The sequence below is a fragment of the Streptomyces sp. NPDC048361 genome, assembly GCF_040651795.1.
GTDB lineage: Bacteria > Actinomycetota > Actinomycetes > Streptomycetales > Streptomycetaceae > Streptomyces.
Genome location: NZ_JBEZKW010000017.1, coordinates 13,473 through 38,378, shown reverse-complemented (window position 1 = coordinate 38,378; position 24,906 = coordinate 13,473). Strand labels below are relative to the sequence as shown.

Sequence of the window (24,906 nt, the reverse complement as noted above, 5' to 3'; positions counted from 1 at the left end):
GGGCTTGAGACGGGGACACCCAGGGCGCCTGGGCTCGCGGCGAGGTTGCCCGGGGCGCGGGCGGGGCAGCCGGACGGTCCGGATCCAACGCGGTACGGGGAGCCTGGGGAGCCTCATCCCTGGCACCTCGATTCGCTGACCGGAATTCCGGTGGGCGGCGGGCTGCCGTCCTCGGTCTTCACGCCGGACACCTTCGCCTCGCAGAGGTAGAGGTTGAGCCAGGATCCGTACGACGCGATGCGGGTGACGGCACGCATCTTGTCGGGGGTCTTGCGCAGGAAGTTCTCGATTTGGGGAGCGCTCTCAGCGAGGTTCGAGGAGAGTCGGCCGAGCTGTTTGATGTCTTCCTTGAGGGGCGCTCGGCCGTCCTGGAACAGGCCGGCGGTGACGGTGGTGAGGTCGCCCATCGCGGCGACGGCCTCACCGAGCGGCTTGCGGTCCCCGGCGAACCCGGACACCAGGCGCTGGAGCGTCACCACCAGGTCGTTGAAGCCCGCTTCGCGGTCGTTGACGGTGGTCAGGACGGTGTTGAGGTTGGTGATGACCTCACCGATCACCTTGTCCTTGGCGGCGACCGTCGTCGTGAGGGAGCCGATGTGCTGCAGAAGGCTCTCCACGGTGCCGCTTTCCCCCTGGAGGACCTGCACGATGGAGCCGGCCAGCTGGTTGACGTCGTTGGGTGAGAGGCCTTCGAACAGGGGCTGGAAGCCGTTGAACAGCTGGGTGAGGTCGAGCGCCGGGGTCGTGCGCTCCAGCGGGATGGTGGCGCCGGGGGCCAGCGCCGCCCCGACCGCGCCGGTGCCCCGGCCCAGTTCGATGTAGCGCTGGCCGACCATGTTGAGGTACTTGATCGAGGCGGTGGCCGTGCCGGGCAGGGTCCGGTCGCGCCGTACGGAGAACGTGACCTGGGCGAGCCGTCGGTCGACGACCTCCACCCGGTCGACCTGGCCGACCTTCACCCCGGCGATACGGACGCTGTCGCCCTCGGTCAGCCCGGTCGTGTCGGTGAAGCGCGCCCGGAAGGTCTCGGTGTCGCCGACGCCGGTGTTGGCGATGGACAGGGCGAGCACGGTGGTGGCCAGCGCCGTCACCAGGACGAAGATCAGCGACTTGGCCAAGGGGCCCGCGAGGCTGCGACGCTTCACTTGATGGTCACCTCCGTCCCGCGCAGGGCGGGCCCGACCAGCAGGCTGCTCCAGTCGGGCAGGGACTGCGGGGCCTGCTTCAGGGCCGGCGCGAGCAGCTCGTTCACGAGTTGGTTCTCCTGCGGCGAGTTCGGCAGCCCGAGCCCGGCGCCGGAGGCCGTGGCCGTGGTGGTGAGAGCGCTCTCGGCGGGCAGCGGGGCGCCTAGGTAGGGCACCGGATAGCAGTGGGGTCCGCCGCCGGCGGTGTACGACGGCGTGTCGCGGCCGGGTACGTACTTGCCGAGGGAGGGCACCACCTTGACGGTGACGTGGAGTCCGGGCCGGTCGGTGCCCTTGCCGAGCGCCTTGTCCATCGCGGGGACGAAGCCGGTCAGGGTGCGCAGGGTGCACGGGAAGGACGGCGAGTACCGGGCGAGGAGTTCCAGGGTCGGGCGGCTCACGTCGCTCAACCGGATGATGTTGTCCTTGTTCTGTTGGAGGAAGGCCGTGAGGTCCTGGGCGGTTCTGGTCGTCTGGCCGTAGACACCGAGGAGTTGGGTCTGCTGGTCGACCAGGGTGCCGGTGGTGGTCGTCGCGTCTGTAAGCGCTCTCAGGATGTCGGGCGCGGCGTCGCTGTAGGTCTGGGTGACCTTCACGAGCTGTACGAGGTCGGCGTTGAGGGTGGGCAGGTTCGGGTTGAACTTCTTCAGGTGCGCGTCAAGGGTCACCACGGTGTCGCCGAGCTGGGTGCCGCGTCCTCGTAGCGCCGTCGCGACGGCGGAGAGCGTGGCCGACAGCTTGTCCGGCTTGACGGCGGTGAGCATCGGCAGGACGTGGTCGAGGACCTCTTCCAGCTCGATGGCGTTGCGGGAGCGGTCCTGGGGGATGGTGGCGTCGGCCGAGAGCGCTCTCGGCGACGGGTTGGGCGGCGGCACGAGCGCCACGAACCGTTCGCCGAAGAGGGTGGTCGGCAGCATCTGCGCCCGTACGTCGGACGGGATGTGGCGTAGCCGGCCCGGCTGGAGGGCGAGGGTGAGCCGGGCCCCCTGGCCGTCGGCGCTGATGCCGCGGACCTCGCCGACGACGACGCCGCGCAGCTTCACCTCCGCGCCGCGGTGCATCTCGTTGCCGACGCTGCTGGTCAGCACGGTCACCCTGTCGGAGCGCGTGAAGTCCTTGTCGTACACGGCGATCGAAAGCCATACCAGAAGCGCCGGCACCAGGAGGAAGACGACTCCGGCGAGTCTGCGGCGTACGGCCGGCGTGTTCATCCGGCCACCTTCACGGTGGTGGTGGCGCCCCAGATGGCGAGGGAGAGGAAGAAGTCGGTGACGGAGATCAGCACGATCGCGTTGCGGACCGAACGGCCCACGGCGACACCCACTCCGGCAGGGCCGCCGGTGGCGCGGAAGCCGTAGTAGCAGTGGGCGAGGATCACCATCACGCTGAAGATGAGCACCTTGAGCACGGAGAGCAGGACGTCGGTCGGGGAGAGGAACAGGTTGAAATAGTGGTCGAAGGTTCCGCGTGACTGGCCCTTGAAGACGACCGTGGTCAGCCGGGAGGCGAAGTAGGAGCTGAGCAGTCCGATCGCGTACAGCGGGATGATCGCGACGACACCGGCGATGATCCTGGTGGTGACGAGGTAGGGCAGGCTGCGGATGCCCATCCCTTCGAGGGCGTCGATCTCCTCGTTGATGCGCATCGCGCCGAGCTGGGCGGTGAAGCCCGCTCCGACGGTGGCGGAGAGCGCGAGGCCCGCGACGAGCGGGGCGATCTCGCGGGTGTTGAAGTAGGCGGAGACGAAGCCGGTGAAGGCGGCCGTGCCGATCTGGTTGAGGGCGGCGTACCCCTGGAGGCCGACGACAGTGCCGGTGAACAGGGTCATCGCGATCATCACGCCGATGGTTCCGCCGATGACACCGAGTCCGCCGCTGCCGAAGGCGACCTCGGCGAGCAGCCGCTGCACCTCACTGAGATAGCGGCGCAGGGTGCGCGGGATCCAGAGCAACGCCCGCACGTAGAAGACGAGTTGATCGCCGGAGCGGTCGAGGAAGCCGAGGAGGGCCACGGTCAGCCGCCCTTCGGGGGGACGATCTGGAGGTAGATCCCGGTGAGGACCATGTTCACGAAGAAGAGGAGCAGGAAGGTGATGACGACGGCCTGGTTGACGGCGTCGCCGACGCCCTTGGGTCCCCCGCGCGGGTTGAGCCCCCGGTAGGCGGCGACGATCCCGGCGATGAAGCCGAAGATCAACGCCTTGATCTCACTGACGTACAGATCGGGGAGCTGGGCCAGGGAGGAGAAGCTGGAGAGGTAGGCGCCCGGGGTGCCGCCCTGCATGACGACGTTGAAGAAGTAGCCGCCGAGGGTGCCGACGACGGAGACCATCCCGTTGAGCAGCAGGGCCACGAACATGGTGGCCAACACGCGGGGCACGACGAGGCGTTGGACGGGTGAGACACCCATGACCTCCATGGCGTCGAGCTCCTCGCGGATCGTGCGGGAGCCGAGGTCCGCGCAGATCGCGGAGCCTCCGGCTCCGGCGATGAGCAACGCCACGATGAGCGGGCTGGCCTGCTGGATGACGGCGAGGACGCTGGCGCCGCCGGTGAAGGACTGGGCGCCGAGCTGCTGGGTGAGCGAGCCGACCTGGAGCGCGATGACGGCGCCGAACGGGATGGAGACGAGGGCGGCGGGCAGGATGGTGACGCTGGCGATGAACCAGAACTGCTCGATGAATTCGCGCAGTTGGAAGGGGCGCTTGAAGACGGCCCGGATGACGGCGGCGGCGAGCGCGAAGAGCCGTCCGGTCTGGCGGAACGCGCCGAGTCCGGGCAGCGGTGCGCGGTGCGGCCGTCGTGGTGGCGCAGGCTCCGGCGCGGGTGGTGGGGTTTTCTCGGCCTCCATGGTCACGGCGTGGCCTCCCGGGCCGGCGCCATGCCGTTCTCGACGGCGCGGCGGGCTGCGGGCGGAAGCTCGTCGAGCATGCCCATCACCCGCAGCTTGCGGCGCAGCACCGCCTGGCGGGCGGGCAGCCCGGGCGAGGGCTCCAGCTGCGGCACGATACGCCGCGCTGGTGAAATCCCGTTTCCCACAGGGGAGTTGAGCTGTTCCTTGGCGAGGGTCGCCGCGTCCTTCTCCTCCGACATGCCGATGGGGCCTTCGCGGCGTCCGCTGAGGAACTGGGCAACGACCGGCTCCTCGCTCGTCAGGAGCACCTCGCGCGGCCCGAAGGTGACGAGGTTGCGGCGGAAGAGCATGCCCATGTTGTCGGGGACGGTCGCCGCGATGTCGAGATTGTGGGTGACGATCAGCATCGTCGCATCGATCTGGGCGTTCAGGTCGATCAGGAGCTGCGAGATGAAGGCGGTGCGTACGGGGTCGAGTCCGGAGTCCGGTTCGTCGCAGAGGATGATCTGCGGGTCGAGCACCAGAGCGCGGGCGAGGCCCGCGCGCTTGCGCATGCCGCCGGAGATCTCGCCGGGCAGCTTCTCCTCGGCGCCGAGGAGCCCGACCATGTCGACCCGCTCCATGACGATGCGGCGGATCTCGGACTCCTTCTTGCGGGTGTGTTCGCGCAGCGGGAAGGCGATGTTGTCGAAGAGCGACATCGATCCGAAGAGCGCACCGTCCTGGAACATCAGGCCGAAGAGTTTGCGGGTCTCGTAGATCTCCCGTTCGGGGCTGCTCACCATGTCGACGCCATTGATGAGAACGCGGCCGCGCTCGGGTTTGAGGAGCCCGATGAGTGATTTGAGGAAGACCGTCTTTCCGGTGCCGGAGGGCCCCAGCATGACGCTGACTTCCCCGGCGGGCAGGGTGAGGGTGACGTCCTGCCAGATGTTCTGCTTACCGAAGGACTTGGTCAGATCCTCGACCACGACTTCAATTCCCATCCCACCTCCAGCAGGCGCATACGACGTGACGCGAGGGCACCGAGGGGCGCACGGTAAGTTGCACGGCGGCGCCGAAACAAGATCCCGGACGGCCACATCGGTGAATTCCCTTTTCCTTGTCACTCGTTGACAAGTTCCGAAGCCGGCCCGGTGGACGACTGCGCAGAATTGGAGCAGTAAGGCGATGGTGCGTGAATAACGGGGGTGACGCGGCCGGGGGGGATCCAAGCCGCGGCGCCCCCGCCCTGCAGGAGAACCAGAGTCCGGCGGAAGGGAGCGGGCCGGGCCCTTCGAACGCGCCGCTCCCAGCTGTCGGGGGCACGGCCGGGAGAGCGGACGCGAACGCTCCGGACCGCGTCTGAGCTGCCCGGGCCGACCGCACACCGGACGCTACGGCCCGGTAACCTCGGTCGGCAATACCGGTTCCAGAACTTTCCGCGAGCCCGTGTCCGGCCATCTCCAACTTGTCACCGAAGCAGTACGCCGTTTCCGGAACTTGTCATGTGATGAGGAGTTTCAGCAGTAACCGGCCGGCTGGGCGGCGCCCACGGGAAGAAGTCCGGGAACCTGGCACGAACGACGTGGTGACGGCTTGGACATTGCGCACCAACCGACAAGAAAAACCAGCCGGTTGCTCATCGCGGGCACAAGCCAGGGTCTTGCCCGACACAATCTTGCACGGCAGGATTGTGCGTCGATGTTTCTCGCAAGTAACGTCCGCGTCGTCACGGATCGTACGTGGCCGAATCCGTCCCCGTAGCTGGTGAAACCGGAGGCATTACTGTGCGAAACACCCTCGGAAAGCTCGCGCTGGTATGCGGCGCAGCGACAGCCGCGTTCGCCCTGGCGACCGCCCCCGCGATGGCGTCGCCCACGAACTGGGTCGTCGGCCCCAACTCGCCGGAGAACTTCACCGCCAAGTCCACCAACGTGGTCCTTTCCATCAACGGCATCGACATGACGTGCACGTACTCCGACGCCGCCGGCTCCCTCCACAGCGCGACCGGCAACCCGGCCGCGGTCGGCACCATCAACCCGGTGCACTTCGGCAAGACCAGCGAACCGTGCACCAGCTTCCTCGGCACGGTGAACACGGTCGCGAACACCCCGTGGACGCTGAACGTGACCAACTACACCGCGGGCACCGGCGTCTCACAGGGCTACATCTCCGGCGTCAACGCCCGTGTCAGCGTGGCGACTTGCGCCTTCACGGTGACCGGCACCGCGCACGGTACGTACACCAACTCGACCGGCGACCTGAAGATCGCCACCACCGCGACCGAACTGACGGTCTCGGCGCCGACGGCGGGCTGCGCCGGCGTGGTCTCCACGGGCGACCACCCGTCGTTCAACGGTGACTTCTACGCGGTGGTCACCGGCACCACCACGCACCCCACCATCGTCGGCTCGTAGCAGCGGCATGGCACTTCGTCACGTCCCCGGATCGTCCGGCCCGACGTACGGCGGGCCGGACGATCCCCCCACGGCGGCGCACCTGCCGCCGGCCCTCTCCAGGAGCTGAGCAGTGGAGCTGAACGCGACGTGAGCACAGACCCGGGCCCGGCCGGCCGGTGGCGGAGCATCCGCAGCCGGGGTGCGGTGGCGGCGGCCGCCGTCGTCCTGGCCGCGATCCTGCCCGGCGCCGACGTGGCCCGCGGCGACCAGCGCACCAGCGCCGAACTCTCCTACACCTGCGCGTTCCCGGGCGGGCCCCATCCGGTGAAGGTGCAGGTGGCAGCCAGGTTCCCGGCCCGGGCGGCGACGGGCACCGCGATCCGTCCAGCCGAGGTGACGACGTCGGTGACACTGCCCGACGCCGCCGTCGCCGAGCTCACCGCACTGCGTGCCGCCACGACCGGCGCCACCACTCGGCTCACCACCGAGGTGGCCCAGAACGGCGCCACCGCCCAGGCCCTCTGGCTGGGCACCGCACCCTCCGTGCCGCTCACCCCGCCCGGCAGCGCCGTGTTCCGGGCGACCGGCGAGGTACCCACCGTCACCGCCACAAGCCCCGGCGACCTCACCGTCACGGCGGCCGGCCTCACCCTCGCCTTCCGCCCGGTCACCACCGAGGGCGCCGCCACCGACCCGGCCACGCTCTCCGTGCCCTGCACACCCATCCCGGACGCGAAGGGCCTGCTCGCCACCGTGCCCGTCGGCGCGGCTTCCTCCTCCCCGGCGCCGCCCCCGTCCCCGACCCCGGGCACGTCCGCGACCGGCCCCGCGGCCGGCGCAGCGCGCCGCACCCCTGAGAGCGCTCCCAGGATCGCCGTGCCCAAGGCACAGGCCGGCCCGGCCACCACCGCTCCGCCGTGCCGGGGCGACACCACCAACCCGCTGGCCCTCGCCGCCTACACCACCGGCTACTCCAACGTCACCAAGTTGGGCGGTGCCTCACTCGTCCCCGTCTTCTGCACCAAGGTCGTCCAGGGGCCCAACCAGCTCAAGCGCATCGAGGTCAGACCGGGCGTCTTCGAACTGCACCTGCTCCAGAACTCGGTGGGCCGGCTCGACTACCAGGGCCGCGCCCAGACCCCGCCCGGGCCGGCCACGTTCCTCACCTTCGGCTTCATGCCGACCACGGCCACGATGACCCTGGAGGCGAACGGACCCCTGTCCATCGAGTCCGACCTCAACAACACCGCGGGCCACGGCGAGACGTACATCAGGGCCTCCCTCGTGCTGCGGATCTCCGACGTGAAGGTCAACGGGACCCCGCTCGATGTCGGCGCCAACTGCCGCACCAGCGGACCCATTTACTCCTCCGAACCCGACCCGGCGCGGAACACCAAGGACCACATGGTGCTGCTCGGGGTGCTCAAGAAGGGCACGGACACCGTCTGGCGCGGCTACTCGCTCTCCCGCGGCGGACCACTCGACGGCTCGGTGACGATTCCCCCGTTCACCGGCTGCGGGGTCGGCGAGGACCTCAACCCGCTGTTCACCGCCGCGGTGTCCGGCGCCGCCAACACGGTCAAGCAGAACCAGGGCGCGCCGTGCGCCTCCGGCATCGAGGACGACCCGGCACAGCTCTGCACCGCCGACAAGCAGCCGACGACCATCCCGACGCCACTGCGCTGAGCACCGCCGTGCCGAGCCCGGCCCGGCCCCGCCCGGCCCCGATCGCGCCGAGGGCCACCCCGCCGCGTACAGATTCGGCCAACTAACGCACCGCAGCACGTAGTTACCGCACCTGCCCAGCTCCGTACACCTACGTACAGGACGTCACGCGTCGAAACGTCGACACATCCCATACATCCGAGATGTTCAAGACATCCGAGACGTCCGAGACGTCCAAGAGGGGACTGCCCGATGAGACCCGTATCCACCCGACTGCGAGCCGGACTGCTGGCCTCCTGCACGGCCCTCGCAGCCCTCGCCGCGGCCGGCCCGGCCTCCGCCGATGCCGCCTCGGCCGCCAACGCGGCGCCCGCCTCCGCGGCCGCCACCACCTCAGCATCCGCTGCCTCCGCCTCCGCCACGCAACTCGCCGGTGACTGGGCCCCGTTCAGCCGCTGTCCGGTGGACGACCCGGCCATGCTGGCGGCCGATGGACGCACCGACATCGTGCAGTGCATCGCCTCCCATTCGGCGAGCGGCTCCATCAAGCTCGGCAGCACCCAGGTCGTCACCGGCGCGAGCGATCTCCAAGTCGGCGTGGTGCAGCACACCGGTGGCACGAACAGCCTGGTCGCACCGGCCGGCGGGGCGCTGATCGCCGACTCCGCCGACATCCCGGGCGGCCTGCTCGGCCTGATGTGCCCGAGCGACATCCCTGTCATCAGCGGGATCTGCCGACAGATCACCAACGGCACCCTCAACCGGGTCACCGCGACGGTCGAATCGGCCGGTGCGCCCACGGACTTCAACCTCACCGCGGGCGCCACCTCGGGGCAGCCGATCATCGCGATCCCGATCCGCATCCACCTGCAGAACCCGTTCCTCGGTGGCTCCTGCTACATCGGTTCCACCGCCCACCCGATCATCCTTCGCCCGCAGAACGCCACGGCCCCCACGCTCGGCATCCAGCGCTTCGACGGCAACGGAACGCCCAACACCGCCGGGGACATGAACCGGCTCAGCCTCGTCAACGCCAACCAGACCGACACCACGTTCGCGGTGCCGGGGGCAAGCGGTTGCGGCCTTGCGGGGCTCCTCGACTGGGCGGTGAACCTGAAGACCGGGCTGCCCGCGGGGGCGGGTGAGAACAGCGTCGTCCTCGCCAGCGCGTCGACCTACCTCGCCGGTCTGCACGCCCCCGGCACGGTCGTACCGGACAACGGCAAACTCCTCTCCCAGTACTGGCATTCGGCGGCTCAATAGCCTCCGACGCCCCGTCGGACCGCGCCCGCCCACACCGGGGCGGGCCGTGGCGGATTCGGCCGACAACCGATGCATCCTGAATCGAACACCGCCCCAAGTGTTGTCCATGACACGCGAGTTGTTCTAGGTTCAGCAGTCCGCGAAGGTACGCACCTGTCGGTCGGTGGGAGCGCTTTCTCCATCGGCCCTCCTCCACCGGAGTGCCGTAGTGCAAGGGGAGTGAGTTGCCCACAGCCGCGCAGTCATCGGACACCCAGGAGCCCTTGGGACCGCTCCCACAGGAGTTCGCCGCCATCATGCGGCCCGAGTTACCGGGGCTGCTCAAGGAGATCGGCGCGGAGGTCACCCGCGCCTACCCCGAGTACGCCCGGCTGTTGGAGGGGCCCTACGGCGAGGCCATCCGGGTCGGTGTGGAGCAGAACCTCACCGTCTTCGTCGACCAGGTCGCGTCACCCAGCGCTCCCTCCGCGCTCCGCGACGAGATGTGCCGCCGCTTCGGCAGGTTCGAGGCGTACGAGGGCCGGAGCCTGGAAACCCTCCAGGGCGCCTACCGGCTCGGCGCCCGGGTGGCGCTGCGCCGCGCCAAGAAGATCGGCCGGCGCTACAACCTCTCCCCCGCGCTGATGCTCAGCTTCGCGGACGCGCTCTTCACCTACGTCGAGGAGTTGGAAGCGCTCTCACGCGAGGGCTTCCTTGAGGTCACCTCGTTCTCCGGAGAGCGCTCCGACGCGCTGCGCAGACGGCTGCTGCATCTGATCCTGGCCGGCTCTCCGGTGCCGCGCGCCGCGATCGCGGACCTCGCCGACCGGGCCCGCTGGCCGCTGCCCGAGCGGGTCACGCTGATCGCGCTCCGCTCGGGGGCGGGCCTGAACCGCGCGGCGCTGGACAACGATGTCCTCGTCGACCCCGGCGAACCGCTGCCCCACCTCCTGGTCCCGGGCCCGGTCGACGAGGCGCGAAGACGGATGCTCGACGCTGCGCTCCTCGGCTCGTGGGCGGCGGTCGGCCTCGAAGTGCCCATCGGCGATGCGTCCGATTCCCTGCGCTGGGCACGCCAGGTCCTCGAACTCGCCGCCTCGGGCGTCATCGACGGCGATTCGGGCCGGCTGTACTGCGAGGACCACCTCGTCACCCTCTGGCTGCGCTCCGACCCGGCGCTGCTCGAACACCTCGGGCGGCGCGAACTCGCGCCACTGGACGCGCTCACCCCCGGCCGGCGCGACCGGCTCATCGAAACCCTGCGGACCTGGCTCGCAACCCGGGGCACCGCCGCCCACATGGGCGAAATCCTCGCCGTGCACCCGCAGACGGTGCGCTACCGGATGCGCACCCTGGAGTCCATCTTCGGCGACCGGCTCACCGATCCCGAACACCGGTTCGCCACCGAACTAGTACTACGCGCCAGGGATCTCGGCCACCGCGACCGGCCGTGAACTTGCCCCGGTCGGCGCCATAATCATCCGAATCACTTCGAAAACAACGGATAAATATCGTCAAGTACCAAGGCCGGAGCGAACCCGCCGCTCGATATGCCCGTCTGGATGGGCGGATGTCCGAAGGATGTCCGTACCACCCGCACTACGCCAGAGGCATACCGTATGTCTTCGCATCCGCCGGCCGTCTTCCGCGGCGCAGCCGCCCCGCTCCCCCGCACCCTGCTCGACGTACTGGACGCGACGGCGGCCGCCCATCCGGGCGCACCCGCACTCGACGCGGGCGGCGAGCGGCTCACCTACCAAGACCTGTGCGACCGGATCACCGAGCGCGCCGTGCGCCTCACCCGCCACGGCATCGGCCCCGGCGACCGGGTCGGCGTCCGTATCCCGTCCGGCACCTGCGACCTGTACCTCGCGATCCTGGCGGTCCTGCTGTGCGGCGCGGCGTACGTACCGGTCGACGCGGACGACCCCGAGGAGCGCGCGGCGACCGTCTTCCGCGAGGCGGGGGTGTGCGCGGTCATCGAGGCCGGCGAGCGGATACTGCCGGGGTTCACCGCACCCCTGGGGGCACGCTGGCGGGCCGCGCGGCCCGAGGACGACGCCTGGATCATCTTCACGTCGGGCTCGACGGGGCTGCCCAAGGGCGTGGCGGTCAGCCACCGTTCGGCCGCAGCGTTCGTGGACGCGGAAGCCCAACTCTTCCTCGCGGAGCGGCCGTTGGGCCCGGGCGACCGGGTCCTGGCCGGACTTTCGGTGGCGTTCGACGCCTCGTGCGAGGAGATGTGGCTGGCCTGGCGGCACGGCGGCTGCCTGGTGCCCGCACCCCGTTCGCTGGTGCGGGCGGGGCACGAACTGGGCCCGTGGCTCGTGGAGCGCGGCATCACGGTGGTCTCCACGGTGCCGACGCTCGCGGCACTCTGGCCGGACGAGGCGCTGGAGGAGGTGCGGCTCCTGATCGTCGGGGGCGAGGCATGCCCGGGCGCTCTCGCCGACCGGTTCGCGGTCAAGGGCCGCGAGATGTGGAACACCTACGGACCCACCGAGACGACGGTGGTGGCAACGGCCGCCCGGATGCTGCCGGGTGAACCGGTACGCATCGGACTGCCCCTCGCGGGCTGGGAGTTGGCGGTGCTCGACGCGGCCGGCGAGCCCGTTCCGTACGGAGCCGAGGGCGAGCTGGTCATCGCGGGCGCCGGCACCGCCCGCTACCTCGACACCGCCAAGGACGCCGAACGGTTCACACCGCTCCCCCTCCTCGAAACCCTGCGTGCCTACCGCACCGGGGACCTGGTACGGGCCGACGCGGACGGGCTCGTCCATCTCGGGCGGGCCGACGACCAGGTCAAGGTGGGCGGCCGGCGCATCGAACTCGGCGAGATCGACGCCATGCTGAGAGCGCTTCCAGGAGTGCGCGCGGCAGCCGGCGCGGTGCGCGGCACCCCGGGCGGCGGCCAGATCCTGGTCGGCTATGTCGTCCCCGAGCAGGACGGCTTCCGCGCCGACCAGGCACGCGGCTTCCTCACCGACCGGCTCCCCGCCGCTCTGGTGCCGATGCTCGTCGAGGTGCCGGGCCTGCCGACGCGCACCTCGGGCAAGGTCGACCGGGACGCCCTGCCCTGGCCCCTGCCCTCGCAACGCGGTCCGGCGGTGGGCGGGCAGGACGGTTCGACCGTGGCGCGCCTCGCCGGGGCGTGGGAGCGGATGCTGGGGGTGCGCCCCCAGCCGGACAGCGACTTCTTCGCGCTCGGCGGTTCCAGCCTGAGCGCCGCACGGCTCGCCTCCGAACTGCGCGAACACTACCCGGGTGTGTCCGTCGCCGACCTCTACCGCCGCCCCCTGCTGCGCGACATGGCCGAGCACCTCGCATCACTCGAAGGCCCGGCGGCCGAGGCGCGTACCGTCCAGCCGGTGCCGCGCCGCGCCGCCGCGATCCAACTCCTGGTCACCACCGTCCTGTTCGGGGTCGCGGGCCTGCGCGGCCTGGTCGCTCTCGCGACGCTCGACAACATCGTGGGGTGGCTCGCTCCGCAGGCCTGGGCGCCGCACACCTCGTGGTGGTTCGTGCTCATCGCCACCATGGTCCTGATGAGCGCGCCCGCCCGCTTCGCGATCGGCGCGGGGGCGGCGCGGCTGCTGACCCGGGGAGTCACAGCGGGCGCCCATCCGCGCGGCGGCAGCGTCCATCTGCGTCTGTGGACGGCCGAGCGCGTCGTCGCGGCGTTCGGCGTTCCCTCCCTGCTCGGCACGCCCTGGGCGCGCCTGTACGCGCGTTCACTGGGCTGCCGTCTCGGCCCGGATGTCGCCCTGCACGCCATGCCGCCGGTGACCGGCCTCGCCACGATCGGCCGCGGGGCGAGTGTGGAGCCGGAGGCCGACATCAGCGGCTGGTGGCTGGACGGTGCGACCCTGCACATCGGCCCGGTACGCATCGGCGACGGCGCCCGGGTGGGCCACCGCAGCACGCTGTTGCCCGGCGCCGTCCTCGGCGCCGACGCCGAACTGGAACCCGGGGCCTGCCTCAGCGGCCACATCCCGCCGGGCCGGCGCTGGCTCGGCTCTCCCGCCCGGCAGGGCGAGGCGCCCGAGCGCGACGCCGGCACCGGCTGGCCCGCGCCGCGCCCGGGGCGCTCGCGCCGCTGGGCCGCCGCGTACGCGCTCTCCCTGGTCGGCCTTCCGCTCCTGAGCGTGCTCTCCACCGCGCCCGCACTGATCGGCGTCTACTTCCTGGTGCGGTCCTGCGACACGCTCTCCGAGGTCGCCGTACGCCTGCTCCTGTCGGCGCCGCCCATCGCGATCGCCACCACCCTGTCCTCCATGCTGGTCCTCGCCGCCCTGGTGCGGATCCTGGGCCGGGGCATCACGCCCGGCTTCCACCCGGTGTGCGGTGGCGTCGCCTGGCGCGCGTGGCTGGTGACCCGGCTCGTGGGCAGCGCCCGCGGCAGCCTCTTCCCGCTGTACGCGAGCCTCGCCACCCCGGTGTGGCTGCGGCTGCTCGGGGCCCGGGTGGGGCGGCGCGCCGAGATCTCGACGGTACTGCCCCTGCCGTCACTCCTGACGGTCGAGGACGGCGCGTTCCTCGCCGACGACACCCTGGTCGCGCCGTACGAAATCCGGGGCGGCTGGCTCAAGTTGGGGACGGCGAGCGTCGGGCGGCGGGCCTTCGTCGGCAACTCGGGCATCGTCGGACCGGACCGCCGGGTCCCCGACGGAGCGCTGATCGGCGTGTTGTGCGATGCGCCCGCGCAGAGCGAGCCCGGCAGCTCGTGGCTCGGACGGCCGGCCCTTCCGCTGCCGAGGGTGGCGGCGACGGGTGATCCCGGCCGCACCTTCGACCCGCCGCGCCGCCTCGTGCTCGCCCGCGCCGCTGTCGAACTGTGCAGGGTGACGCCGCTGATGTGCTCGGTGCTGCTCGCCGAGGCCGTACTCATCGGCGAACAGAGCGCTCTCAACCGGGGCGGGCTTGTCCTCGCCGCCCTCGCGGGTGTGGTGCTGCTGCTGGCCGCCGCCGCCGTGGCGGGGCTGACCGCGACCGCCGCGAAGTGGATCCTGGTCGGCCGCTTCGAGCCGGGCGAACACCCCCTGTGGTCGTCCTTCGTGTGGCGCAACGAGCTGTACGACACCTTCGTGGAGTCCCTCGCGGTGCCGTGGATGGCGGGCTCGTTCACCGGGACACCCGTCCTCAACTGGTGGCTGCGCAGCCTGGGAGCGCGTATCGGGCGCGGGGTGTGGCTGGAGACGTACTGGCTGCCGGAGACCGATCTCATCACCCTCGGGGACGGGGTGAGCGTGAACCGCGGATGTGTGCTCCAGACCCATCTCTTCCACGACCGGATCATGCGCCTCGACACCGTGCGGCTCGCCGAAGGCGCTTCGCTCGGGCCGCACAGCATCGCGCTGCCCGGCACCCACATCGGCGCCCGGGCCTCCGTCGGCGCCGCCTCTCTGGTGATGCGCGGCGAGAGCGTGCCGCCCGACACGCGCTGGGCGGGCAACCCCATCGCCGGCGAACGGTCCGCACCACCCGCTGCCCAACCGGCCGTTCCCGCACCTATGGTGACGTCCCATCAGGCAGCGACGTCGAGAAAAGGGAGCGCCGCGTGACCCGGTACAGCCGGCGGTCGCTGGTCCGGGTCGCCGCCGTATCCACGCTCGGCGCACTCGCCGTGGCGGACGAGGAGGCCACCGTCCGCCGCGACCGCTACTTCCCGCAACACGGCTCGTACGGGCACGACACACTCTCCTACGACCTGCGGATCGCCTACGACTCCGCCAGCGGCCGCCTCGCCGGCACGGCCCTCATCCAGGCCGTCGCGCTGCAACCGCTCGAACGGGTCGAGCTCGACCTGTTCCGGCTCAGCGCCCACGCGGCACACGTCGACGGCAAGGCGGCCCGCATCCGCCACCGTCAGGGCAAGCTCTACCTGACGCCCCGTCAACCCGTGGGAGTGGGCGCACTGTTCACCACGACGGTACGGTACGGAGGGCGGCCGGGACCCATCCGTTCGCCGTTCGGGGCCATCGGCTGGGACCGTACCGGAGACAGTCATGACGGCACCCTGGTCGCCTCGCAGCCGCTCGGGGCGCCGTCCTGGTTCCCCTGCAACGACCGGCCCGACGACAAGGCCGCGTACACCTTCCGGGTCACGGTTCCGCGCGACCGGCAGGCGCTCGCCAACGGGACCCTCACCGAATGCCGCAGCGAGGGCGCCACCGACGTGTGGACCTACTACCACCCCGGGCCCATGGCCACGTATCTGGCCGCGCTCTACACCGGCCGCTTCCAGCACGACAGCGTGCTGGCGCCCGGGCCGCCCGGCGGCAAACCGATCCCGGTCCACAACGCCTACCCGTCCCGGCTCGCCGAACCGGCCCGGCACGACCTGGGCCGCCAGCCCGACATGCTGCGGCACTTCTCGCAGCTGTTCGGGCCCTACCCGTTCGAGGCGTACGGAGCGGTGGTGGTCGACGCGGACCTCGAGGCGCCCGTCGAGAACCAGACCCGTTCGGTGTTCGGCCGCAACCACATCGACGGCAGGCGGGGCTGGGAAACGCTCGTAGCCCACGAGTTGGCGCACCAGTGGTTCGGGAACAGTGTGGGCATCCGGGAGTGGCGGCACATCTGGCTCAACGAAGGGTTCGCGACATACGCCGAGTGGCTGTGGTCGGAGCACATCGGCGCGGACGGCGCGGACGACATCGCCCGCCGTGAATGGCTCGATCTGGCACGACGCGGCCAGAACCTGCGACTCGCCGAACCGGGGGCGCGCCGCATCTTCGACGACCGCCTCTACAACCGGGGCGCCTGCACCCTGCACGCGCTGCGTCTGACCCTGGGCGACGACGCGTTCTTCGCGGTGCTGCGCGGATGGCACGAGGCGCGGCGCGGACGGTCCGGTGACACGGCCGCCTTCATCGCGCACGCCGAGTCCCTGGCGGGCGACGGGGTACGCCCGCTGCTCCAGGCCTGGCTCTACGAGAAGAAGCTCCCTGAACTGCCGATGCCGGTGGCGCGTTGACGGTCTTGGCGGTGTGGGGGGTGGGGTTTCGCGGGTGGGTTGCGCGGGTGGGTTGCGCGGGTGGGTTGCGCGGGCGGGTTGAGCGGGGCTGGGGTGGGTTTCGCGGGTGGGTTGAGCGGGGCTGGGCCGGTTGGGCCGCGGCGGCCCGGCGCGCGATGCTCGACGGCGCCACTCGTGGCATCGTCTGGGAGCGCTCTCACCGCGCTGTCGTCGTATACAAACCTTCCCCGCCGCGCGGAGTCCGGACGGATTCATACCGGTTTGTCAGCACCTATGGGTCTTGCTAAGTCCTCTATGCCACCCCTTACAGTGCGCTTGGCTGTTACCGGCCGATTTCATGGTTCTTAGGGGGAGACTCACGTGCGACTACCGCGCACCGCACGTCGGGGGCTGTTCGCGGTGCACGTACTGCGGGGCCAGGCGCAGGTGCACTTCATGCCGAGCGCGGTGACGGGGGCCATCTTCACGATCGCGCTGTTTGCCGCGGGATGGCGCTACGGCCTCTACGGACTGGTCGGCACCGCGCTCGGCACCGGCACCGCGCAGCTGCTCGGCGTGGACCGGAGCCGGGTGTCCGCCGGCCTCGAAGGGTTCAACGCGTGCCTCGTCGCCGTCGGCTTCGCCGTGTTCCTCGGCCCTCAGTACCCCTCCACGATGGTCCTCGCCGCAGGCGGCTGTGCGGTGGTCACCGTGGTCACGGCGGCTGCCACCGGCCTGTTGCGCGCCTGGGGGCTGCCCACCCTGACCCTGCCGTTCTGCCTGATGGCGAGCGCGATGACGATCGCGGCGCCCGGGTTCGAGCGGGTGTGGCACCACGGCCCCGGAACAGCCGAACTGAGCCGCGCGGCCGAAGGCTCGGTCGCTCTGGCCGTCGACGACGTCGGACGCGCTTTCTTCGCGAACATCGCGCAGATCTTCCTCATGCCGCAGTGGTACGTCGGCCTGATCCTCCTCGTCGGCATCTTCGCCGCGAGCCGGACGGCGGGGGCGATGGCGTGCGTCGGCAGCGCCGTCGGCCTGGTGACCGCCTGGGTGCTCGGGGCTCCCACCGCCCGGATCGTGGACGGCACCATGGGCTACAACGCGGTGCTCGTCGCGATGGCGCTGTGCGGGGTGCTGCTCGCGGCGGACCGCTGGAGCCTCGGTTTCGCGGTGGCCGGCGCGGCGGCGGCGACCGTGCTCGGGCCCGCCGTGAACGCGCTCTTCGCACCGGCCGGCGGGCACGCCTTCACCTGGCCGTTCGTCCTCACCACCCTGGTCTTCCTCGCCTCCGTACCGGCGCTGCCCAGGCTCCACCGCACCGGACCACCCGTGCGGCCCCTGACCGAGCCGGCGACCGGCTCCGATGTCGTGCTGGGCGCCTGAGGGTACGGAACTGTGCGGGGTACGCGGTGCGGTGCGGGGTGCGGGGTGCGCGGTGCGGTGCGGTGCGGGGTGCGGTGCGGGGTGCGCGGTGCGGTGCGGGGTGCGCGGTGCGGTGCGGGGTCCCAGGTTGCTCACTGCCCGGTGACCGTATCCGTTTCTGGCTGTGCTGCCAGGCGGTAGCCGAGGGGCGTCGCGGCCTGCGCGACCGCCTGTCCCCTGCGCAGGGTCCGGATCAGGCCGGCGCGCCCGAGCCGCCGCGGCCTGGCGGATGACCGCGGCGTCCGACACACCGAGCAGCGAGGCCAGTTCCCGGTGGTGACACGTTGTGGCCGGAGTTCGGTCGTACGGTCGGGCTGATACGCCATCGGGCCGGGCCGGACGGAGCGGGGTTCCGGGTAAGGGTTACCGCTCGGCGCTTCATCCGCGCGGTCTACAGCGCATGCGCGCCACCTGCCGTGGTGTGACGCTGCCATTGTGACCACCGCCAGCGATGCCGCGCCCCTGTCGGCGCCCCCCGTCCTCGATGTCCGGCAGCGGAACATCGTCTTCGGAACGATCATGCTCGGCATGCTGCTGGCCGCTCTCGACCAGACCATCGTCGGGACCGCTCTCCCCACCATCGTCTCGGACCTCGGGGGCGCCGACCACATGTCGTGGGTGGTCACGTCCTACCTGCTGGCGGAGACCGTCGCCACCGCGCTGGTCGGCAAGTTCGGCGACCTGTTCGGCCGCAAGCTCGTCTTCCAGGTCTCCGCGATCGTGTTCATCACCGGATCGTTCCTGTGCGGACTCGCGACGAACATGTCGCTCCTCATCGGCTGGCGGGGGCTGCAGGGCATCGGCGCCGGCGGCCTGATGGTGACCTCGATGGCGTTGATCGCCGATGTGATCCCGCTGCGCGAACGCGGCAAGTACCAAGGTGCGATCGGTGCCGTGTTCGGTGTGGCGACGGTCATCGGTCCGCTGCTCGGCGGGTTGTTCACGGACCACCTGACCTGGCGCTGGGCGTTCTATGTGAACGTCCCCATCGCCATCGTCGTGGTGATCGCGGCGGCCCGGAACATTCCGTCGGTCCGCTCGACGGCCAAGCCGGTCATCGACTATCTCGGGATCGGCCTCGTCGCCGTCGGGTCCAGCGCCCTGATCCTGGGGACGAGTTGGGGTGGCAACCAGTACGCCTGGGGTTCGCCGGCCATCATCGCCCTGTTCGTGGCCGGAGTGATCGCGCTCTCACTGTTCTGCTGGGCGGAGACCCGGGCTGTCGAGCCGATGCTGCCCATGCGGCTGTTCCGCAATCCGGTCTTCACCGTGTGCTCGATTCTCAGCTTCATCGTGGGGTTCGCGATGCTGGGCGCGATGACCTTCCTGCCCACGTATCTGCAGTACGTCGACGGTGACTCGGCCACGATTTCCGGCGTTCGCACCCTGCCCATGGTCGTCGGACTGCTCACCGCGTCGGTCTTCAGCGGCAATGTGGTGAGCAAGACCGGCCGGTACCGGGTCTTCCCCATCGTCGGCGCCCTGGTCATGGGGGTGGGCCTGTATCTCCTGTCGCTGATGGGGCCCGGCGTCGGCGCCTGGCTGGAATCGCTCTACATGTTCGTGCTCGGCCTCGGCATCGGGCTGTGCATGCAGGTGCTCACCATCGCCGTGCAGAACACCGTCGACTATGCGGACCTGGGCACGGCGACGTCCGGGGTCACCTTCTTCCGTACGCTCGGCAGTTCGTTCGGCACCGCCGTCTTCGGCACCATCTACGCCAATACGTTGCAGACCAATCTCCGGGACGGTGTCACCGCGGCGGCGCGGGCCACCGGTACGGATCCGGCGCAGCTCGCGAAGGCGGCGCAGTCGCCGGAGGGGCTGCACCGGTTGCCTCCGGCGACGGCCGCGCCCATGGTGCAGGCCTACGCGGACAGCCTCCACACGGTGTTCCTGTGGACGGTGCCGGTGGCCGTCGTGGGGTTCCTCGTCGCGCTCTTCCTCAAGCAGGTCGAGTTGCGCGACAGCGCGCGGTCGGCCTCCACCGACATGGGTGAAGGTTTCGCCCGGCCGTCCTCGGGCGACTCCGCCAAGGTGCTGGAGCTCGCCGTGGGCAAGATCGTGCGCGGGGCGGACATGACCACGGCGCGCCGCATCGTGGCTGCGTCCGACACCCGGCTCGACGTGGCCGGCGCCTGGGCGGTCATGCAGGTCGAGCAGTACACGCGCATGGTCGGTCACGCCAGTCTCGGTCTGATCGCCTCCCGCCGCCATGTGCCGCCGGAGGTGTTGGTGCCGGTGTTCCAGCGGATGACCGACGAGGGGTTCCTCAGCCGCGAGGGCAGCTACTTCTCGCACACCCCGGCCGGAGAACGCGAGGTCGCGGCCATCACCGCGTCCTGGTCGGCCTGGCTCAACGAGCAGTTGGAGAAGGACCGGGGGCGGCCGCGCAGCGCGGAACTCCGCGCCGCCGCGGACACGATCGCCAAGCGCCTCATGGCCGAGGACCTCGCCAACGGACTGCCCCCGGCGCGCGAGACGCCAGTCGCGGCGACCCGCGTCTGAGAGCGCTCCCGAGAGCGTTCTCCCGAGCCTTCGCAGGAGCCCTCCCAAGAGCTCGCAAGAGCCCGGCGCTACTCGGCGGACTCACCGGACTCGTCGGCGGCGAAGAGCGCGTCCACATAGACCCAGCCGCCGTCGACGCGCGAGAACCGGCTCTGCTCGTGCATCGAGCCGGTCTCCGCACCGTGGGTGTAGTGCGCCCGGAAGGTGACCGTGCCGGTGGAGTGGAAAGCGCTCCCATCGGTGGCGTCCAGAATCTCCAGACGCGTCCAGCGCATGCCGGGGTCGAAGTCGATGCCCGCCGGCCGGGTGTCGGGGTGCCAGGTGCGCAGCAGATACGGGCCGTCCTGGACGGCGAAGGCGCTGAACCGCGAACGCATCAGTGCTTCCGCGGTGGGGGCGGCGGCCGTGCCCGAGTGGTATCGCCCGCAGCACTCGGCGTAGGCGGCGGGCAGCCCGCAGGGGCAGGACATCGGAGTGGCGGGGCGTGCAGGACGTGCGGGGCGCTTGGTACGACGGGACATGGTTCCATCTGATCACAGGCGTACGCATGCCTGCGCCGCGATCCCAGGCGGTGGCGCCCTACCCTCTCAGCAGGCTTGAGGCTCCACCAGTTACACCCGCCTCTGCCGCTGCCCCTCCGATCCCGCCCCCCTCGACTTCGCGTCCAACCCCAACCCCAGCCCCCGACCCCGGACCCCGACCCCAACCCCGACCCCGACTAAGTCCCCGCCTCAATCCCAACCTCAACTCCGACAGGGAACCCACATGACCACAGCACGGGACCTGCTGATCGTCAGCATGGACGTGCCCGCCGCCGACGGTCCCGTCGAGCAGGGCGACCTCTCGCTGGCTCTCGCCGGAGCCGAACTCCTCGATCTGGCCGCCGCCGAGGCGCTCGGTGTGGCGGACGACCGCATCGTGCCGGGGCCGCCCTGCGACCTGGACGACGGGCTGCTGAGGGCAGCGGCGGCGGCGCTCGTACGGCAGGAACCGTACGAGTACGTCGAGGACTGGCTGTGGCGCCGGGGGCGGGGGCTGCGCGCCGTCTACCTCGCCACGTTGGAGTCCGAGGGCCGGGTGGTGCGGCAGCGGCACCGGTTCCATCCCCTCAGCAGCGGCCGGCCCACGGTGGCCGATTCGGCGGACCGGCGCCGGGCGGCCGAACGCTGGGCGTCGGGTGAACCCGTCCTCGCCGCCCTCGCGGCGGCGGTCAGGATTCAGGACGCGGCCGCCGACGAACTGGCGCGCCTCACCTCGGACACCGTGGTGACCGTACTGGCCGCCGTCGACGAGGCCGTCACGGAGCTGGCCGGCGAGCGGCAGCGGCGCACCATCGAGGACGCCGCGTTCGACAACATCTGGCGGGGCAGCAGCTGACGGCGCCGTCCGCTGTCGGCCATACGTGTCAGCTCATGGCCATACCGGGCGTTCTGGCGGATGACGTCGCGCTTCGGGCCCTACGGTGATGACGGTGCGTCAACACGTGCCAGTACGTGCGTCATCGGGCAAGGAGTTGCGGCATGGGGCAGAGGGTGCGCGTCCTGGTGGCGGTCGGCGTGCTGATGCTCGGGGCGGTGGGTACGGAGAGCGCTCCCATCGCCGCGGCGGCGCAGCGCGGGTGCCCCATGCCGCAGATCTTCGCCACCGACAACACGGCGATCATCACCGACCCGGCCGATCCCCGGCTCAGGACCCGCCTCATCCGCTTCGAGCACGATGTACGCGGGATCATTCACGCGAACGGTGCGCGTCCGGGTCCTTCGACTCTCCTCAACGGGGTCTTCTGGTCGGGTGAGTTGAAGGAGACCACCTACGAGCGCTCGCGGGAGTTCGAGGTCGGGCAGGTCAACCGTGACGGGCTGCATCACATCGCGGGGGTCATCGCCAAGCGGTACCACCAGGAGTCGGTGCTGACGTTCCGCTGTCTGGCGCCGGGCTCGCCGGAGGTCGACGCGGTCGAGATCCAGGCGCCGGGCGTGTCGGCGGCAGCGCTCCACGATGCCCTGGTCGCCGATCCGCGGGCCCGCGACGAGCTCGGCGGCGGCTCGGTCACCCTCGGCGGCCGGCTCGTCCTCGTCACCCCGCTCGCCGCTCTGCCGCTGGCGCGTACGTTCACCCGGACGCTCGGCGTGGACTGGGCCACGGCCCAAGTGCGGTACGGCGACGAGGAGTTCGTTCGCTGAACAGCGCGCCGCGTCGAACGGCGCGCCGCCTCCTATGGTGCGGCCGGGTCACCGCGGCGGGCCCCACACCTTGCGGCACACGCCGGCGGCTGATCTCACCTCCCCCGGACGAGCCGACCCCCGGCTCACGCCCGGCCCCGGGTCACGCGCTCAGCCCCGGGCCCCACGCCCCACCCCGGGTCACACCGCATCCCCGGCCTCATACCTTCCGCGCCACGCCCGCGTAGACGGGGATCGTCTCGTCGCCGGCGAGAGCGCTCTCACCGAGTTCCGGATGCCAGTCGGCGGCGAGGCCCACGCCCGGGGCGGCGAGTTCGCGGCCGTGGAAGAAGCGGGTGACCTCCGCCTTGGTACGGGGGCGCAGGGTGACGCCGCCGCTCTTGTAGAGCTCGACGGCGCGGGCCGCACTCTCGGGGTCGAAGTCGCCGGTGATCTGGGAGAGGACCAGGTAGCTGCCCGGCGCGAAGACGTCGAGGAGGCGGCTCACGATGCCGTAGACGTCGTCGTCGTCCCCGATGAAGTGGGTCAGGGCGATCAGGGAGACCGCGACGGGACGCTCGAAGTCCAGGGTGTGGCGGGCGAGTTCGAGAATGCGCTCGGGTTCGCGGGCGTCGGCCTGGATGTACTCGGTGACGCCTTCGGGCGTGGAGCGCAGCAGCGCTTCGGCGTGGCGCAGCACGATGGGGTCGTTGTCCGCGTACACGATGCGGGCGTCGGGCGCGGTGCGCTGGGCGACCTGGTGGAGGTTGGGCTCGGTGGGTATGCCGGTGCCGATGTCCAGGAACTGGCGTACGCCCTGTTCGGCGAGCCAGCGTGTGGCGCGGTGCATGAAGGCGCGGTTGACCCGGGCGATGTCCCGGCCGCGTGAGTCGACGGCGAGCAGTTGCTCGGCGAGCACCTCGTCGACCGGGTAGTTGTCCTTGCCGCCGAGGAACCAGTCGTACACGCGGGCCGGGTGGGGCTTGCTGGTGTCGATGTGGACGGCGGTGCGGTCTTGCCCGGTCATGTGCGCTCCATGGGGATGAAGGTCAGCGAACTGGGGTGTGCAGTACGGCGGTTGCGGCTCGTGCGGCCGGTGGTCGGTGGTCGGTGGCCGATGACTGGTGCCTGGTGGCCGATGGCTGGGTGGCCGATGGCTGGGTGGCCGGTGGCTGGGTGGCCGGTGGCTGGGTGGCCGGTGGCCGGTGTGGGAGGAGCTGGTGGATCAGGTCAGCAGGAAGTCGGCCTTGCCCGACTTGGCGCCCTGGATGAAGGCGGCGATCTCGCCGGGGGTGTAGATGAGCGCGGGGCCTTCGGGATCTGCGGACTGGCGTACCGCGACCCTGCCGTCGGCCAGTTTCATGGCCTCGAAGCAGTTGCCGCCGTTGCCGCCGCTCCAGGGCTTGTGCCAGCCCTCGGCGCCGAGTTCGGCGGCGGGCATACCGTTGTAGATGCGCCCGGCCGCCGGCCCGCCGTCGTATATGTGATCCATTCACAGCTCCTTGCGGAGACCCTTGAGGATCTCCTTCGTGCGTTGTGCAGTGGCGGCCTGAGCCGCCATGCGGTCCATGACCTCCAGGTGGGTGGCCACCTCGGGGCGCGCGTCGAGGTAGACGGCGCCGGTCAGGTACTCGCTGTAGACCATGTCCGGGAGTTCGGGCACGGCGAAACGGAAGAGGACGAAGGGGCCGTAGGTGCCGGGGTGGTGGCCGGAGGAGAACTCGGCCACCTGGACAGTGACGTTGGGCAGTGTCGAGGCCTCCAGGAGGCGGTCGATCTGGTCCCGCATCACCAGGGGCGTGCCGACCGGGCGGCGCAGTACCGTCTCGTCGAGGACGACCCACAGCCGGGGCGCGTCCTCGCGGGTGAGCAGGGACTGGCGTTCCATGCGCAGGGCCACGTGCCGCTCTATGTCGGCGTCGCTGGTGGCACCGAGGGCGCCGCTGCGCATGACGTGGCGGGCGTACTCCTCGGTCTGGAGCAGCCCGGGCACGAAGTGCGGCTCGTACGATCTGATCAGCGAGGCCGCGCCCTCCAGGCTGACGTACATGCTGAACCAGTCCGGCAGGATGTCGTGGAAGCGCTGCCACCAGCCGGGTTTGTTGGCTTCCTCGGCGAGGGCGATGAAACCTTCCGCCTCCGCGTCGGCGATGCCGTACGCCTGCAGGAGCAGGACGATGTAGGGGATCTTGAGGGAGACCTCGGCCATCTCCATGCGCCGGACGGTGGCCGGAGCCACCCGCAGCACCTTGGCCGCTTCCTCACGCCTGAGGCCGGCCCGCTCGCGCAGGTCCTGGAGGCGTCTGCCCAGCACGACCTGGCCCACGGTCGGGGCGGACCGGGGTTCACTCACTTCAGACCTCCCCACGCGCTGATGCGAGCAGTGTGCCACGTCGTTGCAGTCAGGAGAACGGCACTCTGCATTTTTCACAGTGCCTCTTGCCAAGTGTCCGCCGCGGGTACAAGGTAGGTCGGTGAACCAGTTCACACGCGGTCGTCAGGTGCAGCCTTGGGGGAGGCGGCATGGGGCT

Annotated in this window: 19 protein-coding genes; 10 read left to right on the top strand and 9 right to left on the bottom strand. The window is 70.7% G+C overall.

Annotated elements, in window-relative coordinates; all coding sequences use genetic code 11:
• Positions 1-113: 113 nt before the first annotated feature.
• From AB0D31_RS12590 to AB0D31_RS12570, 5 genes are read right to left on the bottom strand one after another with little or no spacing between them, the layout of a single operon-like run.
• On the bottom strand, positions 114-1,145 hold the full coding sequence (locus AB0D31_RS12590; RefSeq protein ID WP_362720864.1) for an MCE family protein: 1,032 nt from the start codon (positions 1,143-1,145) through the stop codon (positions 114-116).
• Positions 1,142-2,395, bottom strand: a complete 1,254-nt coding sequence (locus tag AB0D31_RS12585) for an MCE family protein (RefSeq protein WP_362720862.1) — start codon at positions 2,393-2,395, stop codon at positions 1,142-1,144. Before AB0D31_RS12585 ends, AB0D31_RS12590 begins: the two co-directional genes overlap by 4 nt.
• Positions 2,392-3,195 carry an ABC transporter permease gene (locus tag AB0D31_RS12580; protein ID WP_362720860.1) on the bottom strand — a complete coding sequence of 268 codons (804 nt, stop codon included), beginning with the start codon at positions 3,193-3,195 and terminating at the stop codon, positions 2,392-2,394. The genes AB0D31_RS12585 and AB0D31_RS12580 overlap by 4 nt, the downstream gene beginning before the upstream one ends.
• Positions 3,196-3,197: 2 nt before the next feature.
• On the bottom strand, positions 3,198-4,034 hold the full coding sequence (locus tag AB0D31_RS12575) for an ABC transporter permease (protein ID WP_362721099.1): 837 nt from the start codon (positions 4,032-4,034) through the stop codon (positions 3,198-3,200).
• Between the two features lie 2 nt (positions 4,035-4,036).
• A complete protein-coding gene (locus AB0D31_RS12570; RefSeq protein ID WP_362720858.1) occupies positions 4,037-5,023 on the bottom strand; it encodes an ATP-binding cassette domain-containing protein in 987 nt (328 codons plus the stop codon).
• A gap of 783 nt (positions 5,024-5,806) precedes the next feature.
• Between AB0D31_RS12570 and AB0D31_RS12565 the strand changes: the two genes are divergently transcribed.
• The 8 genes from AB0D31_RS12565 to AB0D31_RS12530 all read left to right on the top strand — a co-directional run bounded on the left by AB0D31_RS12565 (position 5,807) and on the right by AB0D31_RS12530 (position 20,213).
• Positions 5,807-6,436, top strand: a complete 630-nt coding sequence (locus AB0D31_RS12565; protein WP_362720855.1) for a hypothetical protein — start codon at positions 5,807-5,809, stop codon at positions 6,434-6,436.
• Positions 6,437-6,565: 129 nt separating this feature from the next.
• Complete coding sequence (locus tag AB0D31_RS12560) at positions 6,566-8,104, top strand: DUF6801 domain-containing protein (RefSeq protein ID WP_362720852.1); 1,539 nt, start codon at positions 6,566-6,568, stop codon at positions 8,102-8,104.
• Between the two features lie 231 nt (positions 8,105-8,335).
• On the top strand, positions 8,336-9,346 hold the full coding sequence (locus AB0D31_RS12555) for a hypothetical protein (protein ID WP_362720849.1): 1,011 nt from the start codon (positions 8,336-8,338) through the stop codon (positions 9,344-9,346).
• A gap of 224 nt (positions 9,347-9,570) precedes the next feature.
• Positions 9,571-10,779 (top strand): helix-turn-helix domain-containing protein, encoded by a 1,209-nt coding sequence (locus tag AB0D31_RS12550; RefSeq protein ID WP_362720846.1) that lies wholly within the window; start codon positions 9,571-9,573, stop codon positions 10,777-10,779.
• 165 nt (positions 10,780-10,944) lie between these two features.
• Positions 10,945-14,886 (top strand): Pls/PosA family non-ribosomal peptide synthetase, encoded by a 3,942-nt coding sequence (locus AB0D31_RS12545; RefSeq protein ID WP_362720843.1) that lies wholly within the window; start codon positions 10,945-10,947, stop codon positions 14,884-14,886.
• Positions 14,883-16,301: a M1 family metallopeptidase gene (locus AB0D31_RS12540; RefSeq protein WP_362720840.1), complete on the top strand. Its 1,419-nt coding sequence runs from the start codon at positions 14,883-14,885 to the stop codon at positions 16,299-16,301. The genes AB0D31_RS12545 and AB0D31_RS12540 overlap by 4 nt, the downstream gene beginning before the upstream one ends.
• 360 nt (positions 16,302-16,661) lie before the next feature.
• The gene (locus AB0D31_RS12535) at positions 16,662-17,666 is read left to right on the top strand and encodes an urea transporter (RefSeq protein ID WP_362720838.1); all 1,005 of its coding nucleotides are present in this window, start codon (positions 16,662-16,664) and stop codon (positions 17,664-17,666) included.
• 474 nt (positions 17,667-18,140) lie between these two features.
• Positions 18,141-20,213 carry an MDR family MFS transporter gene (locus AB0D31_RS12530; RefSeq protein ID WP_362720835.1) on the top strand — a complete coding sequence of 691 codons (2,073 nt, stop codon included), beginning with the start codon at positions 18,141-18,143 and terminating at the stop codon, positions 20,211-20,213.
• A gap of 68 nt (positions 20,214-20,281) precedes the next feature.
• Here AB0D31_RS12530 and AB0D31_RS12525 read toward each other — a convergent pair whose 3' ends face one another.
• A complete protein-coding gene (locus AB0D31_RS12525) occupies positions 20,282-20,734 on the bottom strand; it encodes a YchJ family metal-binding protein (RefSeq protein WP_362720833.1) in 453 nt (150 codons plus the stop codon).
• A 244-nt stretch (positions 20,735-20,978) separates the two neighbouring features.
• Here AB0D31_RS12525 and AB0D31_RS12520 point away from each other — a divergent pair, with 244 nt between their 5' ends.
• Together AB0D31_RS12520 and AB0D31_RS12515 are read left to right on the top strand one after the other, a co-directional pair.
• Positions 20,979-21,590, top strand: coding sequence for a GPP34 family phosphoprotein (locus AB0D31_RS12520; RefSeq protein WP_362720830.1), 612 nt, complete (start codon positions 20,979-20,981; stop codon positions 21,588-21,590).
• Positions 21,591-21,733: 143 nt separating this feature from the next.
• The gene (locus AB0D31_RS12515; RefSeq protein ID WP_362720827.1) at positions 21,734-22,396 is read left to right on the top strand and encodes a hypothetical protein; all 663 of its coding nucleotides are present in this window, start codon (positions 21,734-21,736) and stop codon (positions 22,394-22,396) included.
• A 199-nt stretch (positions 22,397-22,595) separates the two neighbouring features.
• On the opposite strand, the gene AB0D31_RS12510 is transcribed toward AB0D31_RS12515, so the two are convergent.
• The 3 genes from AB0D31_RS12510 to AB0D31_RS12500 all read right to left on the bottom strand — a co-directional run bounded on the left by AB0D31_RS12510 (position 22,596) and on the right by AB0D31_RS12500 (position 24,728).
• Positions 22,596-23,402, bottom strand: a complete 807-nt coding sequence (locus tag AB0D31_RS12510; RefSeq protein WP_362720824.1) for an SAM-dependent methyltransferase — start codon at positions 23,400-23,402, stop codon at positions 22,596-22,598.
• 198 nt (positions 23,403-23,600) lie between these two features.
• Complete coding sequence (locus AB0D31_RS12505; RefSeq protein WP_267057405.1) at positions 23,601-23,867, bottom strand: DUF397 domain-containing protein; 267 nt, start codon at positions 23,865-23,867, stop codon at positions 23,601-23,603.
• The gene (locus tag AB0D31_RS12500) at positions 23,868-24,728 is read right to left on the bottom strand and encodes a helix-turn-helix transcriptional regulator (protein ID WP_362720821.1); all 861 of its coding nucleotides are present in this window, start codon (positions 24,726-24,728) and stop codon (positions 23,868-23,870) included.
• Positions 24,729-24,906: the final 178 nt, after the last annotated feature.